The sequence below is a fragment of the Kineococcus sp. TRM81007 genome (genome assembly GCF_022669155.1).
Taxonomy (GTDB): Bacteria; Actinomycetota; Actinomycetes; order Actinomycetales; family Kineococcaceae; genus Kineococcus.
Window position 1 is genome coordinate 90405 of sequence record NZ_JALBVB010000051.1, and the last position, 21831, is coordinate 112235.

30 protein-coding genes and 1 pseudogene are annotated in these 21831 nt (G+C 72.7%); 1 reads left to right on the forward strand and 30 read right to left on the reverse strand.

What is annotated here, in order from left to right:
- Positions 1 to 5: 5 nt before the first annotated feature.
- On the reverse strand, positions 6 to 1877 hold the full coding sequence (gene glmS / locus MN205_RS09745) for a glutamine--fructose-6-phosphate transaminase (isomerizing) (protein WP_242126709.1): 1872 nt from the start codon (positions 1875 to 1877) through the stop codon (positions 6 to 8).
- A 247-nt stretch (positions 1878 to 2124) separates the two neighbouring features.
- Between glmS and coaA the strand changes: the two genes are divergently transcribed.
- Entirely contained in the window at positions 2125 to 3099 is a 975-nt protein-coding gene (gene coaA / locus MN205_RS09750; RefSeq protein WP_242126711.1) for a type I pantothenate kinase, read from the forward strand.
- A 10-nt stretch (positions 3100 to 3109) separates the two neighbouring features.
- Here the strand turns inward: coaA and MN205_RS09755 are convergent, their stop codons facing one another.
- The 29 genes and pseudogenes from MN205_RS09755 to rplP form a co-directional block, all read right to left on the reverse strand.
- Positions 3110 to 4186, reverse strand: a complete 1077-nt coding sequence (locus MN205_RS09755) for a GNAT family N-acetyltransferase (protein ID WP_242126713.1) — start codon at positions 4184 to 4186, stop codon at positions 3110 to 3112.
- A 71-nt stretch (positions 4187 to 4257) separates the two neighbouring features.
- Positions 4258 to 5613 carry a phosphoglucosamine mutase gene (gene glmM / locus MN205_RS09760; RefSeq protein ID WP_374115907.1) on the reverse strand — a complete coding sequence of 452 codons (1356 nt, stop codon included), beginning with the start codon at positions 5611 to 5613 and terminating at the stop codon, positions 4258 to 4260.
- Positions 5614 to 5724: 111 nt separating this feature from the next.
- Positions 5725 to 6222: a 30S ribosomal protein S9 gene (gene rpsI / locus MN205_RS09765; RefSeq protein WP_374115901.1), complete on the reverse strand. Its 498-nt coding sequence runs from the start codon at positions 6220 to 6222 to the stop codon at positions 5725 to 5727.
- Positions 6223 to 6257: 35 nt separating this feature from the next.
- Positions 6258 to 6701, reverse strand: coding sequence for a 50S ribosomal protein L13 (gene rplM / locus MN205_RS09770; protein WP_242126718.1), 444 nt, complete (start codon positions 6699 to 6701; stop codon positions 6258 to 6260).
- A 163-nt stretch (positions 6702 to 6864) separates the two neighbouring features.
- Complete coding sequence (locus tag MN205_RS09775; protein ID WP_242126721.1) at positions 6865 to 8547, reverse strand: ABC-F family ATP-binding cassette domain-containing protein; 1683 nt, start codon at positions 8545 to 8547, stop codon at positions 6865 to 6867.
- A gap of 82 nt (positions 8548 to 8629) precedes the next feature.
- Positions 8630 to 9112, reverse strand: a complete 483-nt coding sequence (locus tag MN205_RS09780; RefSeq protein WP_242126723.1) for a histidine phosphatase family protein — start codon at positions 9110 to 9112, stop codon at positions 8630 to 8632.
- A gap of 97 nt (positions 9113 to 9209) precedes the next feature.
- Complete coding sequence (locus MN205_RS09785) at positions 9210 to 10094, reverse strand: tRNA pseudouridine(38-40) synthase TruA (RefSeq protein ID WP_374115902.1); 885 nt, start codon at positions 10092 to 10094, stop codon at positions 9210 to 9212.
- 86 nt (positions 10095 to 10180) lie between these two features.
- A complete protein-coding gene (gene rplQ, locus MN205_RS22330) occupies positions 10181 to 10777 on the reverse strand; it encodes a 50S ribosomal protein L17 (protein ID WP_374115903.1) in 597 nt (198 codons plus the stop codon).
- A 60-nt stretch (positions 10778 to 10837) separates the two neighbouring features.
- Positions 10838 to 11851 carry a DNA-directed RNA polymerase subunit alpha gene (locus MN205_RS09795; protein ID WP_242126727.1) on the reverse strand — a complete coding sequence of 338 codons (1014 nt, stop codon included), beginning with the start codon at positions 11849 to 11851 and terminating at the stop codon, positions 10838 to 10840.
- Between the two features lie 162 nt (positions 11852 to 12013).
- Entirely contained in the window at positions 12014 to 12421 is a 408-nt protein-coding gene (gene rpsK / locus MN205_RS09800) for a 30S ribosomal protein S11 (RefSeq protein ID WP_106209584.1), read from the reverse strand.
- A gap of 90 nt (positions 12422 to 12511) precedes the next feature.
- Positions 12512 to 12892, reverse strand: coding sequence for a 30S ribosomal protein S13 (gene rpsM / locus MN205_RS09805; protein WP_242126729.1), 381 nt, complete (start codon positions 12890 to 12892; stop codon positions 12512 to 12514).
- Between the two features lie 169 nt (positions 12893 to 13061).
- Entirely contained in the window at positions 13062 to 13175 is a 114-nt protein-coding gene (gene rpmJ / locus MN205_RS09810; protein ID WP_106209588.1) for a 50S ribosomal protein L36, read from the reverse strand.
- A gap of 73 nt (positions 13176 to 13248) precedes the next feature.
- Complete coding sequence (gene infA / locus MN205_RS09815) at positions 13249 to 13470, reverse strand: translation initiation factor IF-1 (RefSeq protein WP_012084955.1); 222 nt, start codon at positions 13468 to 13470, stop codon at positions 13249 to 13251.
- A 161-nt stretch (positions 13471 to 13631) separates the two neighbouring features.
- Positions 13632 to 14444: a type I methionyl aminopeptidase gene (gene map / locus MN205_RS09820; RefSeq protein WP_242126732.1), complete on the reverse strand. Its 813-nt coding sequence runs from the start codon at positions 14442 to 14444 to the stop codon at positions 13632 to 13634.
- A gap of 7 nt (positions 14445 to 14451) precedes the next feature.
- Positions 14452 to 15027, reverse strand: coding sequence for an adenylate kinase (locus MN205_RS09825; RefSeq protein WP_242126734.1), 576 nt, complete (start codon positions 15025 to 15027; stop codon positions 14452 to 14454).
- Positions 15024 to 16325 (reverse strand): preprotein translocase subunit SecY, encoded by a 1302-nt coding sequence (gene secY / locus MN205_RS09830; RefSeq protein WP_242126736.1) that lies wholly within the window; start codon positions 16323 to 16325, stop codon positions 15024 to 15026. The genes MN205_RS09825 and secY overlap by 4 nt, the downstream gene beginning before the upstream one ends.
- Before the next feature lie 210 nt (positions 16326 to 16535).
- A complete protein-coding gene (rplO, locus tag MN205_RS09835) occupies positions 16536 to 16997 on the reverse strand; it encodes a 50S ribosomal protein L15 (RefSeq protein WP_374115904.1) in 462 nt (153 codons plus the stop codon).
- A gap of 1 nt (position 16998) precedes the next feature.
- Positions 16999 to 17181, reverse strand: a complete 183-nt coding sequence (gene rpmD / locus MN205_RS09840; RefSeq protein ID WP_242126738.1) for a 50S ribosomal protein L30 — start codon at positions 17179 to 17181, stop codon at positions 16999 to 17001.
- Positions 17181 to 17825, reverse strand: coding sequence for a 30S ribosomal protein S5 (gene rpsE, locus MN205_RS09845; protein ID WP_242126740.1), 645 nt, complete (start codon positions 17823 to 17825; stop codon positions 17181 to 17183). Before rpsE ends, rpmD begins: the two co-directional genes overlap by 1 nt.
- A 34-nt stretch (positions 17826 to 17859) precedes the next feature.
- Entirely contained in the window at positions 17860 to 18237 is a 378-nt protein-coding gene (gene rplR / locus MN205_RS09850) for a 50S ribosomal protein L18 (protein ID WP_242126989.1), read from the reverse strand.
- Positions 18238 to 18239: 2 nt separating this feature from the next.
- Positions 18240 to 18779: a 50S ribosomal protein L6 gene (rplF, locus tag MN205_RS09855; protein ID WP_242126743.1), complete on the reverse strand. Its 540-nt coding sequence runs from the start codon at positions 18777 to 18779 to the stop codon at positions 18240 to 18242.
- A gap of 13 nt (positions 18780 to 18792) precedes the next feature.
- Entirely contained in the window at positions 18793 to 19191 is a 399-nt protein-coding gene (gene rpsH / locus MN205_RS09860; protein WP_242126745.1) for a 30S ribosomal protein S8, read from the reverse strand.
- Positions 19192 to 19273: 82 nt separating this feature from the next.
- A complete protein-coding gene (locus tag MN205_RS09865) occupies positions 19274 to 19459 on the reverse strand; it encodes a type Z 30S ribosomal protein S14 (RefSeq protein WP_242126746.1) in 186 nt (61 codons plus the stop codon).
- Between the two features lie 2 nt (positions 19460 to 19461).
- The gene (gene rplE, locus MN205_RS09870) at positions 19462 to 20031 is read right to left on the reverse strand and encodes a 50S ribosomal protein L5 (RefSeq protein ID WP_242126748.1); all 570 of its coding nucleotides are present in this window, start codon (positions 20029 to 20031) and stop codon (positions 19462 to 19464) included.
- Entirely contained in the window at positions 20031 to 20402 is a 372-nt protein-coding gene (gene rplX / locus MN205_RS09875) for a 50S ribosomal protein L24 (RefSeq protein WP_166609816.1), read from the reverse strand. Before rplX ends, rplE begins: the two co-directional genes overlap by 1 nt.
- Before the next feature lie 2 nt (positions 20403 to 20404).
- The gene (gene rplN / locus MN205_RS09880) at positions 20405 to 20776 is read right to left on the reverse strand and encodes a 50S ribosomal protein L14 (RefSeq protein WP_242126750.1); all 372 of its coding nucleotides are present in this window, start codon (positions 20774 to 20776) and stop codon (positions 20405 to 20407) included.
- Positions 20777 to 20885: 109 nt separating this feature from the next.
- Complete coding sequence (rpsQ, locus tag MN205_RS09885; protein ID WP_308220261.1) at positions 20886 to 21170, reverse strand: 30S ribosomal protein S17; 285 nt, start codon at positions 21168 to 21170, stop codon at positions 20886 to 20888.
- A 2-nt stretch (positions 21171 to 21172) separates the two neighbouring features.
- Positions 21173 to 21415, reverse strand: a pseudogene (gene rpmC, locus MN205_RS09890) (50S ribosomal protein L29); the annotation flags it as partial.
- Positions 21415 to 21831 carry a 50S ribosomal protein L16 gene (rplP, locus tag MN205_RS09895; RefSeq protein WP_242126754.1) on the reverse strand — a complete coding sequence of 139 codons (417 nt, stop codon included), beginning with the start codon at positions 21829 to 21831 and terminating at the stop codon, positions 21415 to 21417. The pseudogene rpmC and the gene rplP, both read right to left, overlap by 1 nt.

The window sequence follows — 21831 nt, forward strand, 5'->3', positions numbered from 1 at the left end:
GCGCCTCACTCGACGGTGACGGACTTGGCGAGGTTGCGCGGCTGGTCGACGTCCAGGCCCTTGGCGGTGGCGAGCTCGCACGCGAACACCTGCAGCGGCACCACCGCCAGCAGCGGGGACAGCAGGGTGGAGGTGCGCGGGACGCGGATGACGACGTCGGCGTACGGCTCGACGTCGGTGTCGCCCTGCTCGGCGATGACGAGGGTGCGGGCGCCGCGGGCGCGCACCTCCTGGATGTTGGAGACGACCTTGGCGTGCAGGGAGTCGCGCCCGCGCGGGCTGGGCACCACGACGAACACGGGCTGGCCGGGCTCGACGAGGGCGATGGGGCCGTGCTTGAGCTCGCCGGCGGCGAAGCCCTCGGCGTGGATGTAGGCCAGCTCCTTCAGCTTCAGGGCGCCCTCCATCGCCACCGGGTAGCCGACGTGCCGGCCGAGGAACAGCACCGAGCGGGTGTCGGCCATGGACCGGGCGATCTCGCGGACCTGCTCGAGGCCGTCGAGGACCTGGCGCACCTGGCCGGGGACCTCGTGCAGCTGCGCGAGGACCTCGGCGACCTCGTCGGCGAACTTGTTGCCCCGCAGCTGCGCCAGGTACAGCCCCAGCAGGTAGCAGGCGGTGATCTGCGCGAGGAACGCCTTGGTGGAGGCCACGGCGATCTCCGGGCCGGCGTGCGTGTACAGCGCGGCGTCGGACTCGCGGGGGATCGTGGAGCCGTTGGTGTTGCAGATCGCGAGCACCTTGGCGCCCTGCTCGCGGGCGTGGCGCACCGCCATGATCGTGTCCATGGTCTCGCCGGACTGCGAGATCGCCACGACGAGCGTGCGCTCGGACACGACGGGGTCGCGGTAGCGGAACTCGTGGGCGAGCTCCACCTCCACCGGGATGCGGCACCAGTGCTCGATCGCGTACTTGGCGACCTGCCCGGCGTAGGCGGCGGTGCCGCAGGCGATGACCACGATCTTGTCGATGCTGCGCAGCTCGGCCTCGGTGATCTTCATCTCGTCCAGCTGCAGGCGGCCGGCGGCGTCGGTGCGCCCCAGCAGGGTGTCGGCGATGGCCTGCGGCTGGTCGTGGATCTCCTTGGCCATGAAGCTCGGGAAACCGCCCTTCTCCGCGGCGGAGGCGTCCCAGTCGACGTGGAAGCGCCGGCCCTGCGCGGGCGTGCCGTCGAAGCCGACGACGCGCACCTCGTCGGGGGTGATGGTGACGACCTGGTCCTGGCCGAGCTCCAGGGCCTCGCGGGTGTGCGCGATGAACGCCGCCACGTCCGAGCCGAGGTAGTTCGCGCCCTCGCCCAGGCCGACGACGAGCGGGGAGTTGCGGCGCGCGCCGACGATGGTGCCGGGGGCGTCGGCGTGGACGGCCAGCAGCGTGAACGCGCCCTCCAGCCGGGCGCACACCGCGCGCATCGCCTCGGTGAGGTCCGGGGTGAGGCGGTACTGGGCGCCCAGCAGGTGGGCGACGACCTCGGTGTCGGTCTCGCTGGTGAACTCCACGCCCGCCTCGGTCAGCTCCGCGCGCAGCGCCGCGAAGTTCTCGACGATGCCGTTGTGGATGACCGCCACCCGGCCGGCGGCGTCGACGTGCGGGTGCGCGTTGGCGTCGGTGGGGCCGCCGTGGGTGGCCCAGCGGGTGTGCCCGATCGCGGTGCCGGTGTCCGGCAACGGGTCGGCGTCCAGCAGTTCGACGAGGTTGGCGAGCTTGCCGGCGCGCTTGCGCACGGCCACGCCGTCGCCGGTGACGACGGCGATGCCCGCCGAGTCGTACCCGCGGTACTCCAGCCGCCGCAGCCCCTCCAGGACGACGGCGGGGCCGCCCTCCGCTGCCGCGCCCGGTGCCCCGGGTCGCCCGACGTAGCCCACGATGCCGCACATGGGCAGCAAGCGTACGGTCCGTCCCCCGCCCCGGCGGGGAGCGCGGTGTGCACGACCTGTGCACGGCCACCCGTGCGGGTGCACCCGTCCGGCCGGGTGGGTGACGCGGGGGCGCGGCGGGCGACGCCGGGGCGGCCGACGGTCGGGCGGGTGCCCGGTGCACCGCGCGGCAGCGGGTACCGTGCCGCCGGTGAGCTCGGCCGGACCCTTGCCCGGGACGTCGCCCGCGCCGGTCAGGCAGCCGGCCGTGCCCGACCCCTCCCGCGACGGCCCCCGCGAGGGGCCCCGCGAGACCTCCCCCTACGTGGTGCTCGACCGGGCCGAGTGGAGCCGGCTGCGCGCCGCCACCCCGCTGACCCTCACCGCCGAGGACGTCGCGCGGCTGCGCGGCCTGGGCGACCGGGTCGACCTGCACGAGGTGGAGGAGGTGTACCTGCCGCTGTCGCGGCTGCTGACGCTGTACGAGAGGGCCGCCGGGAGCCTGCACGCGGCGACGTCCACGTTCCTGGGTGAGCGGGCACGGCGCACGCCGTTCGTCATCGGCGTCGCGGGGTCGGTGGCGGTCGGCAAGTCCACCACGGCGCGCGTGCTGCGCGAGCTGCTGTCGCACTGGCCGGAGACGCCGCGCGTGGAGCTGGTCACCACGGACGGGTTCCTGCTGCCGAACGCCGAGCTGGAGCGGCGCGGGCTGCTGGAGCGCAAGGGCTTCCCGGAGTCCTACGACCGCCGGGCGCTGCTGCGGTTCGTCTCCGCGGTGAAGTCCGGGGCGGCGGAGGTGCGCGCGCCGGTGTACTCGCACCTGACGTACGACATCGTCCCCGGCGAGGAGACCGTGGTGCGCCGCCCCGACGTGCTCATCGTGGAGGGCCTGAACGTGCTGCAGCCGGCGCGGGTCCGCGCCGACGGCACGCAGGGCGTGGCCGTCAGCGACTACTTCGACTTCTCGCTCTACGTCGACGCGCGCACCGACGACGTGCGCTCCTGGTACGTGTCGCGGTTCCTGGAGCTGAGGCGCACCGCGTTCAACCGCCCGCAGTCGTACTTCCGCCGCTACGCCGCCCTCAGCGACGAGGAGGCCGTGGCGCGGGCGCAGCGGATCTGGGCGGACATCAACGAGCGCAACCTCGTGGAGAACGTGCGTCCCACCCGTGGCCGGGCCACGTGCGTGCTGCGCAAGGGCCCGGACCACTCCGTGCAGCAGGTGCGGCTGCGCAAGCTCTGAGCCCGCCGCGTCAGCGGGCCACCCCGGCCGCCACGCCCCCCGCGGCGGCCCGCACCGCCTCCAGGGGCGCCTCCAGCTCCTCGACGACCTCGTCGCAGCGGAACCCGAGTGCCTCGTTCACCGCGACCATCGGCGCGTTGGACGCGGCGTTCCAGGTCGTGACCCGCTCGGCACCGGGCACGTCGTGCAGCGCCGCCCGCAGGCACGCCACCTTCAGCAGCAGCCCGAGGCGGTGGCCGCGGTGCTCGCGCACCACGAGGGTGTCGTGCTGCAGCAGCCGCTGCGGCTCGTGCCGGGAGTTCACCAGCACCGTGTACCCGACGGGTTCGCCGCCCGGGGCCAGGGCCAGCGCCGTCCACCACCGCCGGCCCTGCGCGGTGCGCAGCACCTCCCCCTCACGCACCCGGGTGGCGTCCCACACCTCCGGGGTGGTGCTCAGCTCCCCCCGGGGGGCGTCGGTGCTCATCCGCGACGCCAGGTGCGCGATCGCGTCGACGTGCTCCTGCGGCGCGGGGCCGGCCCAGGTCCGCACCGCGTACCCGGTGGCGCGCGGGGCGGCGGCGCGCTCCAGCTCGTCCAGCAGCCCCGGGCGCGGCGGGAGGAGCAGCTGGCGGCGGACGACGGCCTGGGCGACGGCGAACCCCCACGCGGTCGCGGCGGCCGAGCCGGGCCAGTCGCCGGCGGCCACGCCCACCGGACGCTCCGTCGTGGAGCGCACGCGGGTGCGGCCGGCCGCGGCGGCCACGTCCAGGCCGGCGCGCAGCAGCGCGGTGCCCACCCCGCGGCGACGGTGGGCGGGGACGACCGCGGCGTCGACGATCGCCAGGTGCGCGTTGTCGTGCACGGGCAGCCACACCTCGGCCGCGCCGAGCGCCGCCCCGGCGGCGTCGCGCGCCAGCAGCAGGTGGATCCGGTCGTCGACGGTGCCGTGCTCCAGCTGGGCTCGCCGCTCCCCCGGCTGCCACAGCGCCGGGTCGGCGCGGCCGTGGGACTCACCGGCGGCCTGCGCGGCGTACCAGTCGTCGAAGTGCTCCGCCGCCCACGCGGCGCGGGCGGGGTCGTCGGTGCTGGTGGTCAGGACGTGCACGTCACCAGTGAGCCAGGGCACCCGCGGTGCGGGCGAGGGGTTTTCCGGTGCGGGCGCTGCGCCCAGGGGCGTCAGAGCGCCAGGCGCTCGCGCACCACGCCCGCCAGGCGGTCGGCGACCTCCTGGGCGTGCTCGGTGCGCGCGGCCTCGACCATGACGCGCACGAGCGGTTCGGTACCGCTGGGACGCAGCAGCACGCGGCCGGTCTCGCCCAGCTCGGCCTCGGCCGCCGCGACGGCCTCGCGCAGGTGCTCGTCCTGCCCGGTGCGGGACTTGTCCACGCCGCGCACGTTCACGAGGACCTGCGGCAGGCGCTGCACGACGCCCGCCAGGTCGGCGAGCGAGCGGCCGGTGCTCGCCACCCGCGCCAGCAGGTGCAGGGCCGTGAGGACGCCGTCGCCGGTGGTGGCGTGCGCGGGCAGGACGACGTGGCCGCTCTGCTCACCGCCGATGCTCCAGCCGCCGGCACCCAGCGCCTCGAGCACGTAGCGGTCCCCCACGCCCGTCTCCACCAGCCGCACTCCCTCGCGCTGCATGGCCAGCCGCAGGCCGAGGTTGCTCATCACGGTCGCCACGAGGGTGGACTCGCGCAGCTCCCCGCGCTCGCGCATCGCCAGCGCCAGCACGGCGAGGATCTGGTCGCCGTCCACGACCTGGCCGGTCGCGTCCACGGCGAGGCAGCGGTCGGCGTCGCCGTCGTGCGCGATGCCGACGTCGGCGCCGTGGGCGAGGACGGCCTCGGTGAGCGGGCCGAGGTGGGTGGACCCGCAGCCGTCGTTGATGTTCAGCCCGTCGGGGTGGGCGAACAGGGTGGTCACGCGCGCCCCGGCCTCGGCGAGCACGCGCGGGGCGATGGCGCTGGCCGCCCCGTTGGCGCAGTCCACGACGACGTGCAGGCCGTCCAGCCGGTTCGGCAGGGTGGACAGCAGGTGCGCGGCGTAGGTGTCGGCGGCGTCCTGCTCGACGTCCGGGCCGGCGTGCACGCGGCCGACCGCGGCACCGGTGGGACGGCGGCCGCCGCCGGCGCGGAACTCCCGCTCGACGGCGTCCTCGACCTCGTCGGGCAGCTTGGTGCCGCCGCGGGCGAAGATCTTCAGCCCGTTGTCCGGCATGGGGTTGTGCGAGGCGGACAGCATCACGCCGAAGTCGGCGCCGGTGACGTCGACGAGGTGGGCCAGCGCGGGGGTGGGCACCACGCCCACGTCCAGCACGTCCACGCCGGCGCTGGCGAGCCCCGCCACGACGGCCGCGGACAGGAACTGCCCGGACACGCGCGGGTCCCGGGCCACGAGGGCGCGCGGGTGCGCGGCCCCACCCGGCGCGGCGAGCACCGTCGCCGCCGCCACGGACAGGCCGAGGGCCGTTTCCGCGGTCAGGTCGACGTTCGCCAGACCCCGCACCCCGTCGGTGCCGAAGAGCCGCCCCACGCGTCCGTCCCCCACTCGGTCCAATGCTTCTCGACGCCACGACGGCCCCGGGGTTCTCCCCCCGGGGCCGTCGCGGTGTGAGCTGTGCGTGCCCGCGGGTGCGGGCGCGGATCAGCGCTTGCTGAACTGCGGCGCCTTGCGGGCCTTCTTCAGACCGGCCTTCTTGCGCTCGATGGCGCGCGGGTCGCGGGTCAGGAACCCGGCCTTCTTCAGCGCCGGGCGGTTCGCCTCGAGGTCGACCGCGTTGAGCGCACGGGCCACGCCCAGGCGCAGCGCACCGGCCTGGCCGGAGGAGCCACCGCCGTGGATGCGGGCGATGACGTCGAAGGACCCCTCGAGCGCGGTGACCCGGAACGGCTCGTTGACGAGCTGCTGGTGCACCTTGTTCGGGAAGTAGCTCTCCAGCTCACGGCCGTTGATCGACCACTTGCCCGAGCCGGGGACGATGCGCACGCGAGCGACGGCCTCCTTGCGGCGGCCGGTGGCCCCGCCGGGGGCGATCACGCTGCTGCCGCCGGTCTGCGGCTGCGCGGACTCGCTGGTGTAGGTGCCGGTGAACTCGTCGGACTCGGTGATGTCGTCGACGGTCTCGGTGGTGTACTCGGCCACGGTTCTCCTCAGTCAGTTCGCAGTGGGGGTAGCGCTCACTGCGCGACCTGGGTCAGCTCGAAGGGCTGCGGCTGCTGCGCCGCGTGCGGGTGCTCCGGGCCGGCGTAGACCTTGAGCTTGGACAGCATCTGCCGTCCCAGCGAGTTCTTCGGCAGCATCCCGCGGACGGCCTTCTCCACGGCCTTCTCGGGGTTCTGCTCCAGCAGGTCCACGTAGCTCGTGGCCTTCAGGCCGCCGGGGTACCCGGAGTGGCGGTAGGCGATCTTCTGCTCGCGCTTGGCCCCCGTCAGGGCCACCTTGGCGGCGTTGACGATGACGACGAAGTCGCCGCCGTCGACGTGCGGCGCGAAGGTCGGCTTGTGCTTGCCGCGGAGGAGGGCGGCCGTCTGCGACGCGAGGCGACCCAGGACGACGTCCTCCGCGTCGATGACGAGCCAGCGGCGGTCGATGTCGCCGGGCTTCGGGGTGAACGTGCGCACGGGGCTTGCCCATCTCCTCGAGACGATTGCGGAACGGGCCCGCGCTCGGGGCCGTCTGCTCCGGGTTTCCGGGCGGACAGGCACTGCGTGGGCACAACGACCAATGACGTTACCCGGCCCGGTACCGAAGGGTCAAAACGGCTGCGCGCCGCACCGGGGTGGATCAGCGGGCGCGCGCCACCCGCGCCACGTCCCACACGGGCTCGGCGCTCTCGACGACCCGCCCGTCGGCGCCGAAGACGAGGAAGCGGTCGAAGCCGCGGGCGAACCAGCGGTCGTGGGTCACCGCCACCACGGTGCCCTCGAACGAGGCCAGCGCCTGCTCCAGCGCCTCGGCCGAGTGCAGGTCGAGGTTGTCGGTGGGCTCGTCCAGCAGCAGCAGCGTGGCGCCGGACAGCTCCAGCAGCAGGATCTGCAACCGGGCCTGCTGCCCGCCGGACAGGTGCTCGAAGCGCTGCTCGGCGGCCCCCGCCAGCCCGTAGCGGTCCAGCGCCCGCGCGGCCGCCTCCCGGTCCAGCCCGGCGCGGTGGGCGGTGCCGCGGTGCAGCACGTCCAGCAGCGTGCGGCCCACCAGCGCGGGCTGCTCGTGCGTCTGCGCGAACCAGCCGGGCCGCACCCGCGCGCCCAGCCGCACGGCGCCCGCGTGCGGCACCGCTGCGACGGGGTGCTCGTCGACGGGGGCGTGCTCGGGGTCGGGGTCGGAGCCCCCGGCCGCCAGCAGCCGCAGGAAGTGCGACTTGCCCGAGCCGTTGGAGCCCAGGACCGCCACCCGGTCGCCCAGGTGCAGCTCGGCGTCGAACGGCCGCATCAGGCCGGTCAGCTCCAGCCCCTCGCACACCACGGCCCGCTTGCCGGTGCGGCCGCCGCGCAGGCGCATCCGCACGTCCTGCACCGCCGGCGGCGCCTGCGGCGGCCCCGCCTCCTCGAACCTCGCCAGCCGCGTCTGCGCCGCGGCGTAGCGCGAGGCCACGCCGTCGTTGAACTTCGCCTTCTCACGCAGCGCCAGCACCAGGGCGCGCAGCTTCACGCGCTCCTCGTCCCAGCGCCGTCGCAGCTCCTCCAGCCGCTCCCCGCGCGCGGTGCGGGCCTCGCCGTAGGTGGCGAAGGAACCGCCGTGCACCCACGAGACGGCACCCAGCGCACCGGGCTCCAGCGTGACGATGCGGTCGGCGGCGGCGGACAGCAGCTCGCGGTCGTGGCTGACCAGCAGCACCGACTTGGCCGTGGCCCGCAGCTGCTCCTCCAGCCACCGCTTGCCCGGCACGTCGAGGTAGTTGTCCGGCTCGTCCAGCAGCAGGACCTCGTCGGGCCCGCGCAGCAGCGCCTCCAGCACCAGCCGCTTCTGCTCCCCGCCCGAGAGCGTGCGCACCAGGCGGTGCCGGCAGCCCTCGAAACCCGTCCCCAGCGCGGCGGTGGTGCACTCGTCCCAGCCGACCTCGGCGTCGTAGCCGCCGACGTCGGCGTAGTCGGCCAGGGCCTGCGCGTAGCGCATCTGCTCGCGCTCGGCGTCCGTCTCCAGCATCGCCGCCTCGGCGGCGTCCACGGCCGCGGCGGCCGCGCGCAGCGGCGCCGGGGCCACGGAGACCAGCAGCTCGCCGACGGTGGTGGCGTCGCGCAGCGACCCGACGAACTGCCGCATGACGCCGAGGCCGCCGCTGCGGGCGATGGCCCCGGACTGGACGGGCTCGTCACCGGCGACCAGCCGCAGCAGCGTCGTCTTGCCGGTGCCGTTGGGGCCGACCAGCGCGGTGGTGGTGCCGTCGGCGACGCGGAAGGTCACCTCGTGCAGCAGGGGGCGGCCGTCGGGCAGCTCGTGGCTGACGGCCTGGACGTCGACGTGGCCCACGGGGGTCAGTCTGCCCCGGCGCGGGCGGCGGGCGCCGCCGGTCCCCCCGCCGCCGCCGTTCGCGCGGTGGCGGCGCGCACGATCACGCGCGGGCCGTGTGCGCCGCGCGCAGCGTGCAGCTGGTGGTGTCGGCGTCGGCCCACTCCCCCGCCACGTCGAGCACCGCGACACCGCAGGTGCGCAGCTGCTGCACCTCGCCGGTGAGCGCCTCCAGCAGGTCGGACAGGCCCGGGTTGTGGCCGACCAGGACCACGACCGACTCGGGACGGTCGGTGTCCAGCCCGCGCACCAGGCGCAGCAGGTCCCCCACGGAGGCCTCGTAGACCCGCTCCTCGTCCACGATCGACGGCTCGACGCACCAGGCGTCCAGCAGGCGTGCCGTGGTCTCCTCCGTGCGGCGCGAGGGGGAGGTCACCAGCAGGTCGGGGGCGGCGACGTGCTCGGACAGCCAGCGACCGGCGGCGGCCGCGTCCGCGCGACCCCGCTCGGTGAGGGGGCGGGCGATGTCCTGCAGGCCGAGGGGGGTGTCCGCCTTGCCGTGGCGGACGAGGACGAGCGTGGGCACGACGCAAGACTGCCCCACCGCCCCCGGCGCCCGGCAGGCACCCCCGCGCACCGCGGGCGCGGCCGCGCCGCGCCGTGCCGCGCCGTGCCGCGCGGGGTCAGCGCGGCCGCAGAGGGTCCTCGGCGGCCGGCGGCACGGGCAGCGAGCGCACGGCGCGCGCCTCGCGGGCGCGGGCGGCCAGGTCCGCCTCGGGCGGGTAGGCCACCTCCTCCAGGCACAGCCCGTGCGGGGCGACGACGGCGACGGCCGGGTCGCGCACCCCGCGCAGCAGCACCTGCGCCGGCCAGTCGGGGCCGCGGCGGCCGTCGCCCACGGCCAGGACGGCGCCGACGAGGGCGCGCACCATCGAGTGGCAGAAGGCGTCGGCGCGCACGTCCGCCACGAGCAGCCCGGCGTACGGGCCCTCCCGCTCGCGCCGCCACGAGTGCGCCAGCAGCGTGCGCACGGTCGTGGCCCCCTCGCGGGGCCTGCAGTAGGCGGCGAAGTCGTGCAGCCCGACCATCGCGCGGGCGGCGGAGTCCATCGCGGCCACGTCGAGCGGGCGCCGGTGGTGCAGGACGTGGGAGCGCAGCAGCGGTGGCGCACCGGACGGGTCGTCGCAGACGCGGTAGGCGTAGCGGCGGCGCAGCGCGGAGAAGCGCGCGTCGAAGCCGTCGGGCGCGGTCGCGGCGCGGTGCACGCGCACGTCGGGCGGCAGCACGCCGGCCAGGCGCCGCACCAGGGCGGTACCCGGCTCGGAACCGGAGCGGCCGGGAGCCGCCTCCCAGGCTGCGCGGGGCACGTCCACGTGCGCGACCTGCCCGCGGGCGTGGACACCGGCGTCGGTGCGGCCGGCGACCGTCAGGCGCGGGGCGGGGTCCAGCCGCAGCACGCGCCCCAGGGCGCGCGTCAGCTCGCCCTGCACGGTGCGCAGGCCCGGCTGCTCGGCCCACCCGGCGAAGCCCGCGCCGTCGTAGCCGAGGTCGAGCCGCACGCGCACCACCTCCGGGGCACCGGCCGGGTCGACGCGGACGAGCCCGCCCTCCCCTGCGGGGAGGACGGGCTCGTCGCGGTGCGGGGAGGAGGCGCTCAGGCCTTCCCCTCCGTGCTCTCGTCGCTCGGGTCGGCCTCGGCGGCGTCGACCTCGGCACCGGTGTCGGCGCCGTCACCCTCGGGCAGGGTGTCGGGCTGGTCCACGCTGCCCGGCTCCACGGGCTCCTCCACCGCGGCCTGACCGGCCTCGGCGTCGGCGGCCACGGCGGCGGACGCCGCGGCGGCGCTCGCGGCGGCCTGCTCGGCCTCGCGGACGGTGGCCTGCTTCGGGCTGACCGGCTCCATGACGAGCTGGATGACCGCCATGGGGGCCTGGTCGCCCTTGCGGGGGCCGATCTTCACGATGCGGGTGTAGCCACCCTCGCGCTCGGCCATGGCCGGGGCGATCTCGGTGAAGAGGAAGTGCACGACGGACTTGTCGCGCACGGTCTTCATCACGTGGCGGCGGGACGCGAGGTCACCCTTCTTCGCGAAGGTGATCAGGCGCTCCGCGACCGGGCGCAGGCGCTTGGCCTTCGCCTCGGTCGTGGTGATGCTGCGGTGGTCGAAGAGCTGCGTCGCCAGGTTGGCGAGGATGAGCTTCTCGTGGGCCGGCCCGCCGCCGAGCCGCGGACCCTTGGTGGGGGTGGGCATGGTTGTCGATCTCCTCGAAGGTCGCCGACACCCGGGTGGAGGGTGCCGGTCAGCGGACGGTCAGAGCTGCTCGTCCTCGGCGAAGGACGAGTCGTCCTCCTCGAAGTCGTTGACGGCGGTGCTCGGGTCGAACCCGGGCGGGGAGTCCTTGAGGTGCAGGCCCATGCCCGCCAGCTTGGCCTTGACCTCGTCGATGGACTTCTGCCCGAAGTTGCGGATGTCGAGCAGGTCGGCCTCGCTGCGCGAGACCAGTTCGCCGACGGCGTGGATGCCCTCGCGCTTGAGGCAGTTGTAGGAGCGGACCGTCAGGTCCAGCGCCTCGATCTCCAGCGCGAGGTCGGCGGCGAGCGCGGCATCGGTGGGCGAGGGGCCCATGTCGATGCCCTCGGCCTCGACGTTCAGCTCGCGCGCCAGACCGAACAGCTCGACGAGCGTCTTGCCGGCGGAGGCGACGGCGTCGCGCGGGGTGATGGCGTGCTTGGTCTCGACGTCCACGACGAGGCGGTCGAAGTCCGTCCGCTGCTCGACGCGGGTGGCCTCGACCTTGTACGTCACCTTCAGCACGGGCGAGTAGATGGAGTCGACCGGGATGCGGCCGATCTCCTGCTCGCCGGACTTGTTCTGGGCGGCCGAGACGTAACCGCGGCCGCGCTCGACCGTCAGCTCCATCTCGAGCTTGCCCTTGCCGTTCAGCGTGGCGATGTGCAGGTCCGGGTTGTGGACCTCCACGCCGGCCGGCGGCGCGATGTCGGCGGCCGTGACGGCGCCGGGCCCCTGCTTGCGCAGGTACATCACGACGGGCTCGTCGTGCTCGGAGGAGACGACGAGGTTCTTGACGTTGAGGACGATCTCGGTGACGTCCTCCTTGACCCCCGGCACGGAGGTGAACTCGTGGAGCACACCGTCGATGCGCAGGCTGGTCACTGCTGCGCCCGGGATCGACGACAGCAGGGTGCGACGCAGCGAGTTGCCCAGGGTGTAGCCGAAGCCGGGCTCGAGGGGCTCGATGACGAAGCGCGAGCGGTACTCGCTGACGACGTCTTCGGTGAGGGTGGGGCGCTGTGCGATCAGCACGGAGGTTCCTTCCCGCGGGCGTCCGCCATATGACGCCCCGCACGCCCGTCAGCATCGGTCCACCGACGGGGTCTGGCTGGTCTGGCTGGTCCGGCCGGTCCGGCCGGTCGGGAGGACGCCGGCCGCGCTCCCCCGTGGGGTGCGGCCGGCGTCGTCACCGGGTCAGACGCGCCGGCGCTTGGGGGGCCGGCAGCCGTTGTGCGGGCTGGGGGTGACGTCCTGGATGGCGCCGACCTCCAGGCCGGTGGCCTGGAGGGAGCGGATCGCGGTCTCCCGGCCGGAGCCGGGACCCTTGACGAAGACGTCGACCTTGCGCATGCCGTGCTCCTGGGCGCGGCGGGCAGCGGCCTCGGCCGCCATCTGGGCGGCGAACGGGGTGGACTTGCGCGACCCCTTGAAACCGACCTGGCCGGCGGACGCCCAGGCGATCACCGCACCGGTGGGGTCGGTGATCGAGACGATCGTGTTGTTGAACGTGCTCTTGATGTGCGCGTGGCCGTGCGCGACGTTCTTCTTCTCCTTGCGACGCGGCTTGCGCGTCGCCGTGGCCTGGCGGCTCTTGGGAGGCATGGTGTCCGGACTCCTGGTGGACTGCGACGACTGAGTTCGAGGGCGAGCCGGCGGACGGCTCGCGAGGCGACCCGGAGGGCCGCGCACTGCTTACTTGCGACCGGCCTTCTTCTTGCCGGCCACGGTGCGCTTCGGTCCCTTGCGGGTGCGGGCGTTGGTCTTGGTGCGCTGCCCGCGGACGGGCAGGCCGCGGCGGTGCCGCAGACCCTGGTAGGTGCCGATCTCGACCTTGCGGCGGATGTCGGCCGCCACCTCGCGGCGGAGGTCACCCTCGACGCGGTAGTTGCCCTCGATGTGGTCGCGCAGGGCGACCAGGTCGTCGTCCGAGAGGTCGCGGACACGCAGGTCCGGGCTGACGCCGGTAGCGGTCAGCGTCTCCATGGCGCGCGTGCGCCCGACGCCGTAGATGTACGTGAGCGCGATCTCGAGCCGCTTCTCGCGGGGGAGGTCGACGCCGACGAGACGTGCCATGCGGGTGGTCCCTCTTCTGTCGCGGAGGTCTGGCGCAGTACCGCTCCCGCTCTCGTCCGGCGGGTCCCCGGCCTCCGACCGGGGGTGTCGCCCGCTCCCGGCGTGCGGGGCGGGCGGGTGCTGCGATGGGTGCCGCCGGCTGCGGGGCCCGGCGGCGGGGGTCCTGCGATCAGCCCTGGCGCTGCTTGTGGCGCAGGTTGTCGCAGATGATCATGACCCGGCCGTGGCGGCGGATCACCTTGCACTTGTCGCAGATCTTCTTGACGCTCGGCTTGACCTTCATCGTGTCTCCGGTCGAGCAGACCGGACCCCGACCACGGGTGTGGCGGGACCGCGGCCGGCGGCCAGTGGGGGAATCACTTGTAGCGGTAGACGATGCGCCCGCGGGACAGGTCGTACGGGCTGAGCTCGACGACCACCCGGTCCTCGGGGAGGATGCGGATGTAGTGCTGCCGCATCTTCCCGGAGATGTGGGCCAGCACCTTGTGACCGTTGCTCAGCTCGACGCGGAACATCGCGTTCGGCAGGGCCTCGATCACGGTGCCTTCGATCTCGATGACGCCGTCCTTCTTCGGCATGTCCTCCGCTTTTCATCAAGTGTCGGTTCGGTGTCCGCCCGCTGCGCCCGGACCCGGAGGGACCGGAACGTAGGCATGGCGAACCAACGGTCAAGCTTAGTCGACGGCGCGCCGTAGGCGAAATCGACGGCGCACAGCCGTCGGGACCCGTTGGGCGGCAGTCAGTCCTGCGGCACGGAGACCCCGAGGGGACCGAGCTCGGAAGCTCCCCCGTCGGGGGCGGTGAGGACCCACAGGCCCTCGTCCAGCACCGCCACCGTGTGCTCCCAGTGCGCGGCACGCGCACCGTCGGAGGTGACCACGGTCCACTCGTCGGCCAGCACGTCGGTCTCGACGCCACCGCGCGTGCACATCGGCTCCACGGCCAGGCACATGCCCGGCCGCACCTTGGGTCCGCGCTCCCGCACCCGGTAGTTGAGCACCTCCGGCGCCATGTGCATGGCCGTGCCGATGCCGTGCCCCGTGTAGCCGTCGACGATGCCGAAGCGTCCGTCGACGGCGTCCTCCACGGCGGCCCCGACGTCACCGACGCGCCCGCGGCGGTCCAGGGCGGCGATGCCCGCCCACAGGGCCCTGCGGGTCGTCTCCACCAGCTCCACGTCCTCCGGGGCCGCGGGCTCCCCCACGATCGCGGTGAAGGCGGAGTCGCCGTGCCAGCCGTCGACGATCGCGCCGCCGTCGACGGACACCACGTCGCCCTCGGCGAGGACCTGGTCGCCGGGGATGCCGTGCACCACGACGTGGTTGACCGAGATGCACAGGGTCGCGGGGTAGCCGTGGTAGCCGAGGAAGTTGGACGTGCCCCCACCGGCCCGGATCACCTCCGCGGCGATGCCGTCCAGTTCGCGGGTGGTGATGCCCGGGCGGATGGCCGCCCGGGCGCTCTCCAGCGCGGCGTGGGTGAGCAGGCCCGCCCTGCGCATGGCCAGGACCTGCTCGGGGGTCTTGATCTCGATGCGCTCGCGACCGAACAAGGCCGCCTCAGCCAGCGTCGGAGGCGAGCGCGTCCAGCAGTCGCGAGGTCACCTCGGGCACCTCGCCCAGGCCGTCCACGCTGCGCAGCAGGCCCCGCTCGGAGTACACGGACACCAGGGGGGCGGTCTGCTCGGCGTAGACCTCCTGCCGGGTGCGGATGACCTCCTCGGTGTCGTCGCTGCGGCCCTCGACCTGCGCCCGCTTCGTCAGGCGGCGCACGAGCTCGTCGGGGTCGGCGGTGATCTCCAGCACGCGGTCCAGCTTGGCGCCGGAGCCGGCGAGCATGTCGTCCAGCTCGCGGACCTGGTCGGTGGTGCGCGGGTACCCGTCGAGGATGAAGCCGTCGGCGGCGTCCGGCTGCGCGATGCGGTCGCGGACCATCGCGTTGGTGACGGAGTCCGGCACGTACTTGCCGGCGTCCAGGTACTCCTGGACCGTCCTGCCCAGTTCGGTCCGCTGCGCCACGTTGGCCCGGAAGATGTCACCGGTGGAGATGGCGGGGATCCCCAGCTTCTCGGACAGGCGCTTGGCCTGGGTGCCCTTGCCGGCACCGGGGGGACCGAGGAGGACGAGACGACTCATCGCAAGAACCCTTCGTAGTTGCGCTGCTGGAGCTGGGACTCGATCTGCTTCACCGTCTCGAGCCCGACCCCGACGATGATCAGGATCGACGTGCCCCCGAAGGGGAAGTTGGAGTTGGCATTGAACGCCACCAGCGCGATCAGGGGAAGCAGCGAGACGAGCCCCAGGTAGAGCGAGCCGGGCAGGGTGATGCGCGTGAGGATGTAGTCGAGGTACTCGGCGGTGGGCCGGCCGGCGCGCACGCCGGGGATGAAGCCGCCGTACTTGCGCATGTTCTCGGCGACCTCGTCCGGGTTGAACGTGATCGCGACGTAGAAGTACGCGAAGAAGATGATCAGCAGGAAGTACGTGATCATGTAGACCGGGTGGTCACCCGTCACCAGGTGCTCGTTGATCCACACGACCCACCCGGCGTTCTGGTCGCTGAACTGACCCACCAGCGCCGGCAGGTACAGCAGCGACGAGGCGAAGATGATCGGGATGACCCCGGCCATGTTGACCTTCAGCGGGATGTAGGTGGAGCTGCCCCCGTACATGCGCCGGCCGATCATCCGCTTGGCGTACTGCACGGGCACGCGGCGCTGGGACTGCTCGACGGCGACGACGGCGGCGATGACGACGAGCCCCATGAGGAGCACCGCGGCGAAGGTGAGGGCACCCTGCTCGCGCTGGATGGCCCACAGCGACGTGGGGAACCCGGCGGCGATCTGGGTGAAGATCAGCAGGGACATGCCGTTGCCGACGCCGCGCTCGGTGACGAGCTCACCGAGCCACATGATGAGCCCCGTGCCGGCGGTCATGGTCATGACCATGAGGACGATGGCGGGGATGCTCTGGTCGGGCACCACCTCGGCGTTGCAGGCGGTGCCGAACAGGCGCGAGGGCTCCCGCGCGATCGTCACGTACGTCGTCGACTGCAGGATCGCCAGGGCGATCGTGAGGTACCGGGTGTACTGGGTCAGCTTGGTCGTGCCCTGCTGCCCCTCCTTCTTCAGCGCCTCGAAGCGCGGGATCACCACGGTGAGCAACTGGATGATGATGCTCGCCGTGATGTACGGCATGATCCCGAGCGCGAAGATGCTCAGCTGGAGCAGCGCGCCGCCGGAGAAGAGGTTGACCAGGCCCAGCAGGTCGTTCCCGGACTCGGCCAGCGCGATGCACTGCTGCACCGCGCCGTAGTCGACGCCGGGCGTGGGCACGAACGACCCCACCCGGACCAGCACGATGATGCCGAGCGTGAAGAGCAGCTTGCGGCGCAGGTCCGGCGTGCGGAACGCGCGGGCCAATGCGGTGAGCACGTGAACCTCCTGCGCCACCGCTGCCCGGCGGGGCGCGGCGGGTGGACTTCGTGGACGGACTTGCGGAGGACCTGCCGGGTCGGCGCGCACAGCGCGCGTCTCCCCGAGCACCCTACAGTCCCCCACAACGCGCACACGGCGGTAGCGGGCGATCACTCGCCGCTACCGCCGTGTGCGGTGTGGAACCGGTGGAGCTGTGGGGCCGGAGCCTCAGGCGGCGGTCGTCGTCCCGCCGGCCGCCGCGATCTTCTCGGCCGCCGAGGTGGAGAACTTGTCCGCGGTCACCTGCAGGGCAACGGCGATCTCACCGGTGCCCAGCACCTTGACGGGCTGGCCCTTGCGGACGGCGCCCTTGGCGACGAGGTCCTCGACCGTGACCGCGCCACCCTCGGGGTAGAGGGAGGCCAGCTTGTCGAGGTTGACCACCTGGTACTCGACGCGGAACGGGTTCTTGAACCCGCGCAGCTTCGGCAGTCGCATGTGCAGGGGCATCTGGCCGCCCTCGAAGGCCTCCGGCACCTGGTAGCGGGCCTTCGTGCCCTTGGTGCCGCGGCCGGCGGTCTTGCCCTTGCTGGCCTCACCGCGGCCGACGCGGGTCTTGGCGGTGTGCGACCCCGGTGCGGGGCGCAGGTGGTGCAGCTTCAGGACGTGCTCGCCCGGCTGGTTCGCCATGTCAGTCAACCTCCTCGACGGTCACGAGGTGAGCGACCGTCATGGCCATGCCGCGGAACTCCGGCTTGTCGTCCTTGACGACGCTCTGCCCGATCTTGTGCAGCCCGAGGCTGCGCAGGGTGTCCCGCTGGTTCTGCTTGCCACCGATGCCGGACTTCACCTGGGTGACCTTGATGCGACCCATCAGGCGCTCACCCCTTCGGCACGGGCGCGCAGCAGCGCGGCGGGGGCCACCTGGTCCACCGGCAGACCGCGGCGCGCCGCGACCTGCTCGGGACGCTCCAGGCCGCGCAGGGCCTCGATGGTCGCGTGCACGATGTTGATCGCGTTGTCGGAGCCGAGCGACTTCGACAGCACGTCGTGCACGCCCGCGCACTCCAGCACGGCGCGCACCGGGCCACCGGCGATGACGCCGGTACCCGGGGAAGCCGGGCGCAGCATGACCACGCCGGCCGCCTTCTCGCCCTGGATGGGGTGCGGGATGGTGCCCTGGATGCGCGGCACGCGGAAGAAGTTCTTCTTGGCCTCCTCGACGCCCTTGGCGATCGCCGCGGGCACCTCCTTGGCCTTGCCGTAGCCGACGCCGACGGTGCCGTCGCCGTCACCCACGACCACGAGGGCCGTGAAGCTGAAGCGACGGCCGCCCTTGACGACCTTGGCCACGCGGTTGATGGTCACCACGCGCTCGACGAAGTTGCCGCGGTCGCCCGCGTCGCCCCGCCCGCGCTGGTCGCGGCCGCCGTCGCGGCGGTCCCGACGGTCGTTGTTGCGGTTGTCGCCGCCGCCGGCCGCACCGGCGCCGGCGCCTCGGCGCTGGGGTCCAGGCATCAGACGTTCCTCATCTCATCGACAGTTCGGGTCATCACAGGGCGAGACCAGCCTCGCGGGCGCCGTCGGCGATCGCCGCGACACGCCCGGCGTACCGGTTGCCGCCGCGGTCGAAGACCACGGCCTCGATGCCGGCCGCCTTGGCCCGCTCGCCGACGAGGACGCCGACAGCCTTCGCCTTGGCCGACTTGTCGTCACCGCTGGCACGCAGGTCCGCCTCCATGGTCGAGGCCGACACGAGGGTGCGACCCGCCGCGTCGTCGATGACCTGCACGAAGACGTGTCGGGAGGAGCGGGTGACGACCAGGCGCGGGCGCACGGGGGTGCCCACGACCTTCTTGCGCACGCGGGTGTGGCGACGCTTGAGCGCAGCCGCCTTGCCCTTCTGAGTCCGCTGGGTGGAGAGAGCCATCGTCACTTACCCGCCTTTCCGACCTTGCGGCGGATCTGCTCGCCGGCGTAGCGCACGCCCTTGCCCTTGTACGGGTCGGGCTTGCGGAGCTTGCGGATGTTCGCAGCCACTTCGCCGACCTGCTGCTTGTCGATGCCGGACACCGAGAAGCGCGTGTTGTTCTCCACCACGAAGGTGATGCCCTCCGGGGCCTTGACGACCACCGGGTGGCTGTACCCGAGCGCGAACTCGAGGTCCGTGCCCCGGGCGGTCACGCGGTACCCGGTGCCGACGATCTCGAGGCGCTTCTCGTAGCCCTGCGTCACGCCCTGGACCATGTTGGCCAGCAGGGTGCGGGTGAGGCCGTGCAGCGCCCGCGAGGTGCGCTCGTCGTCGGGGCGGGCCACCTGCAGGGTGCCCTCCTCCGCGCGCTCCACCGTGATCGGCGAGGCGACGGTGTGCGTCAGCGTGCCCTTGGGGCCCTTGACCGTGACGGCGGGGCCGTCGATGGTCACGTCCACGCCCGCGGGGACGGGGATCGGGAGTCGACCGATGCGCGACATGAGTCCTCCTCCCTCACCAGACGTAGGCGAGGACTTCCCCACCCACGCCCTTCTTGTTGGCCTGCTTGTCGGTCAGGAGCCCGGAGGACGTGGACAGGATCGCCACGCCCAGGCCACCCAGCACGCGGGGCAGGTTGGTCGACTTCGCGTAGACCCGCAGACCCGGCTTGCTCACGCGGCGCAGGCCGGCGATCGCACGCTCGCGGTTGGGGCCGAACTTCAGGTCCAGCGTCAGCTTCTTGCCGACCTCGGCGTCCTCGACGGACCAGGAGGCGATGTAGCCCTCGGCCTGGAGGATCTCGGCGATGTGCGACTTCAGCTTGCTGTACGGCATGGAGACCGTGTCGTGGTACGCCGAGTTGGCGTTGCGCAGACGCGTCAACATGTCTGCGATGGGGTCGGTCATCGTCATCGGGCTCGTCCGCCCTTCCTCGCCGGGGTTTCCGCACCGCGGGGCGCGGTGCGGACCTTCGGCGTCGTCGTGATGTCGGTGGTCACCAGCTGCTCTTGGTCACACCGGGCAGCTCGCCACGGTGTGCCATCTCCCGCAGGCAGATGCGGCAGATGCCGAACTTGCGGAACACGGCGTGGGGCCGGCCGCAGCGCTGGCAACGGGTGTAGGCGCGGACAGCGAACTTCGGCTTGCGCGCGGCCTTGGTGATGAGAGCGGTCTTCGCCACGGTCAGTTCTCCTTGAACGGGAAGCCCAGCGCACGCAGCAGCGCACGGCCCTCCTCGTCGGTCTTGGCCGTCGTCACGACCGTGATGTCCATGCCGCGGACGCGGTCGATCTTGTCCTGATCGATCTCGTGGAACATCGACTGCTCGTTGAGGCCGAACGTGTAGTTGCCGTTGCCGTCGAACTGCTTGGGCGACAGGCCGCGGAAGTCGCGGATGCGCGGCAGCGCCAGCGACACGAGGCGGTCCAGGAACTCCCACATGCGGTCGCCGCGCAGCGTGGTGTGCGCACCGATCGGCATGCCCTCGCGCAGCTTGAACTGGGCGATCGACTTGCGGGCCTTCGTGATCTGCGGCTTCTGGCCGGTGATCACGGTCAGGTCACGCACCGCGCCGTCGATCAGCTTGGAGTCGCGGGCAGCCTCGCCGACGCCCATGTTCACCACGACCTTGACCAGGCCGGGGATCAGCATGACGTTGCCGTAGCCGAACTGCTCGTGCAGCTGACCCTTGATCTCGTCGCGGTAGCGCTGCTTCAGGCGGGGCAGCGGGCGGGCTTCAGTCTCAGTAGTCATCAGATGTCCTTGCCGGAGCGCTTGGCGACACGGATCCGGTTGGTCTTGGTGCGACCGTCGCGCTCGACCTGCTCGGTGCGGATGCCCACGCGGGTCGGCTTGCCCGACTCCGGGTCGACCAGCTGCACGTTGCTGATGTGGATCGGGGCCTCGCGGACCTCGATGCCGCCGGCGACGCCCGGGCGAGCCTTGGTGTGGCGCTTGATCTGGTTGACGCCCTCGACGAGCACGCGCTGCGTGTCGGCGAAGACCTCCAGGACCTTGCCCTGCTTGCCGAGGTCCGAGGTCTTGGTGCCGTCCTCGTTGCGACGACCACGCACGCGGGTGACGACCTGGACGAGGTCACCCTTCTTGATGCGGATCTTCCCCATGGTCAGAGCACCTCCGGAGCCAGCGAGATGATCCTCATGAACTTCTTCTCGCGCAGTTCACGACCGACGGGCCCGAAGATTCGGGTGCCGCGCGGGTCGCCGCCGTCGGCGCGGAGGATCACGGCCGCGTTCTCGTCGAAGCGGATGTAGGAACCGTCGGCGCGGCGACGTTCCTTCTTGGTGCGGACGATCACGGCCTTGACCACGTCGCCCTTCTTCACGTTGCCACCGGGGATCGCGTCCTTGACCGTGGCCACGATCACGTCACCGATGCCCGCGTAGCGGCGGCCGGAACCGCCGAGCACGCGAATGCACAGGATCTCCTTGGCACCCGTGTTGTCGGCGACCTTGAGCCGCGACTCCTGCTGGATCACTCTCTACTCCTTCGTCGCGCCGGTTCTCGACGCCCCGCGAGGGGGTGTCGAGCCTGGCCGAACGGACATGGGGTACGGGAGGCGGTGCGCACCTGCGCTCCGCCCGAGGTCACTTGGCGCGCTCGAGGACCTCGACGACGCGCCAGCGCTTGGTGGCGGACAGCGGCCGGGTCTCGGCGATGAGGACGAGGTCCCCCACGCCGGCGGTCGATGCCTCGTCGTGCGCCTTGACCTTGGTGGTGCGGCGGATGACCTTCGCGTAGAGCGGGTGCTTCACGCGGTCCTCGACCTCGACCACGACGGTCTTCTGCATCTTGTCGCTGACGACGTAACCGCGGCGCGTCTTGCGGTAGCCGCGCTCGCTCGTCGCGGCGGCGGCGGTCTGCTCGCTCACTCCGCGGCCTCCTTCGTGATCGGCGCCTCGGTGATGCCGAGCTCGCGCTCGCGCATCGTGGTGTAGATGCGGGAGATGTCCCGCTTGACGGCCCGCAGCCGGGAGTTGTTCTCCAGCTGCCCGGTCGCGGACTGGAAGCGCAGGTTGAACAGCTCCTCCTTGGCCTTCTTGAGCTCCTCGACCAGCTTCGCGTCCTCGAAGTCGCGCAGCTCGTCGGCACCCAGGCCCTTGGTCCCGATGGCCATCACTCACCACCCTCGCGGCGCACGATCTTGCACTTCACCGGCAGCTTGTGGATGGCGCGGGTCAGCGCCTCCGAAGCGACCTTCTCGTTGGGGAACGACAGCTCGAACATGACTCTTCCCGGCTTCACGTTCGCGATCCACCACTCCGGGGAGCCCTTGCCGGAACCCATGCGGGTCTCGGCCGGCTTCTTCGTGAGCGGGCGGTCCGGGTAGATGTTGATCCAGACCTTGCCGCCACGACGGATGTGGCGGGTGATGGCGATACGAGCCGACTCGATCTGCCGGTTGGTCACGTAGCCGCCTTCGACGGCCATGATCCCGTACTCGCCGAACGTGACGCGGGTGCCGCCGCTGGCCGCACCGCGCCGCGTGGGGTGGTGCTGCTTGCGGTGCTTGACTCGCCGTGGGATGAGCAC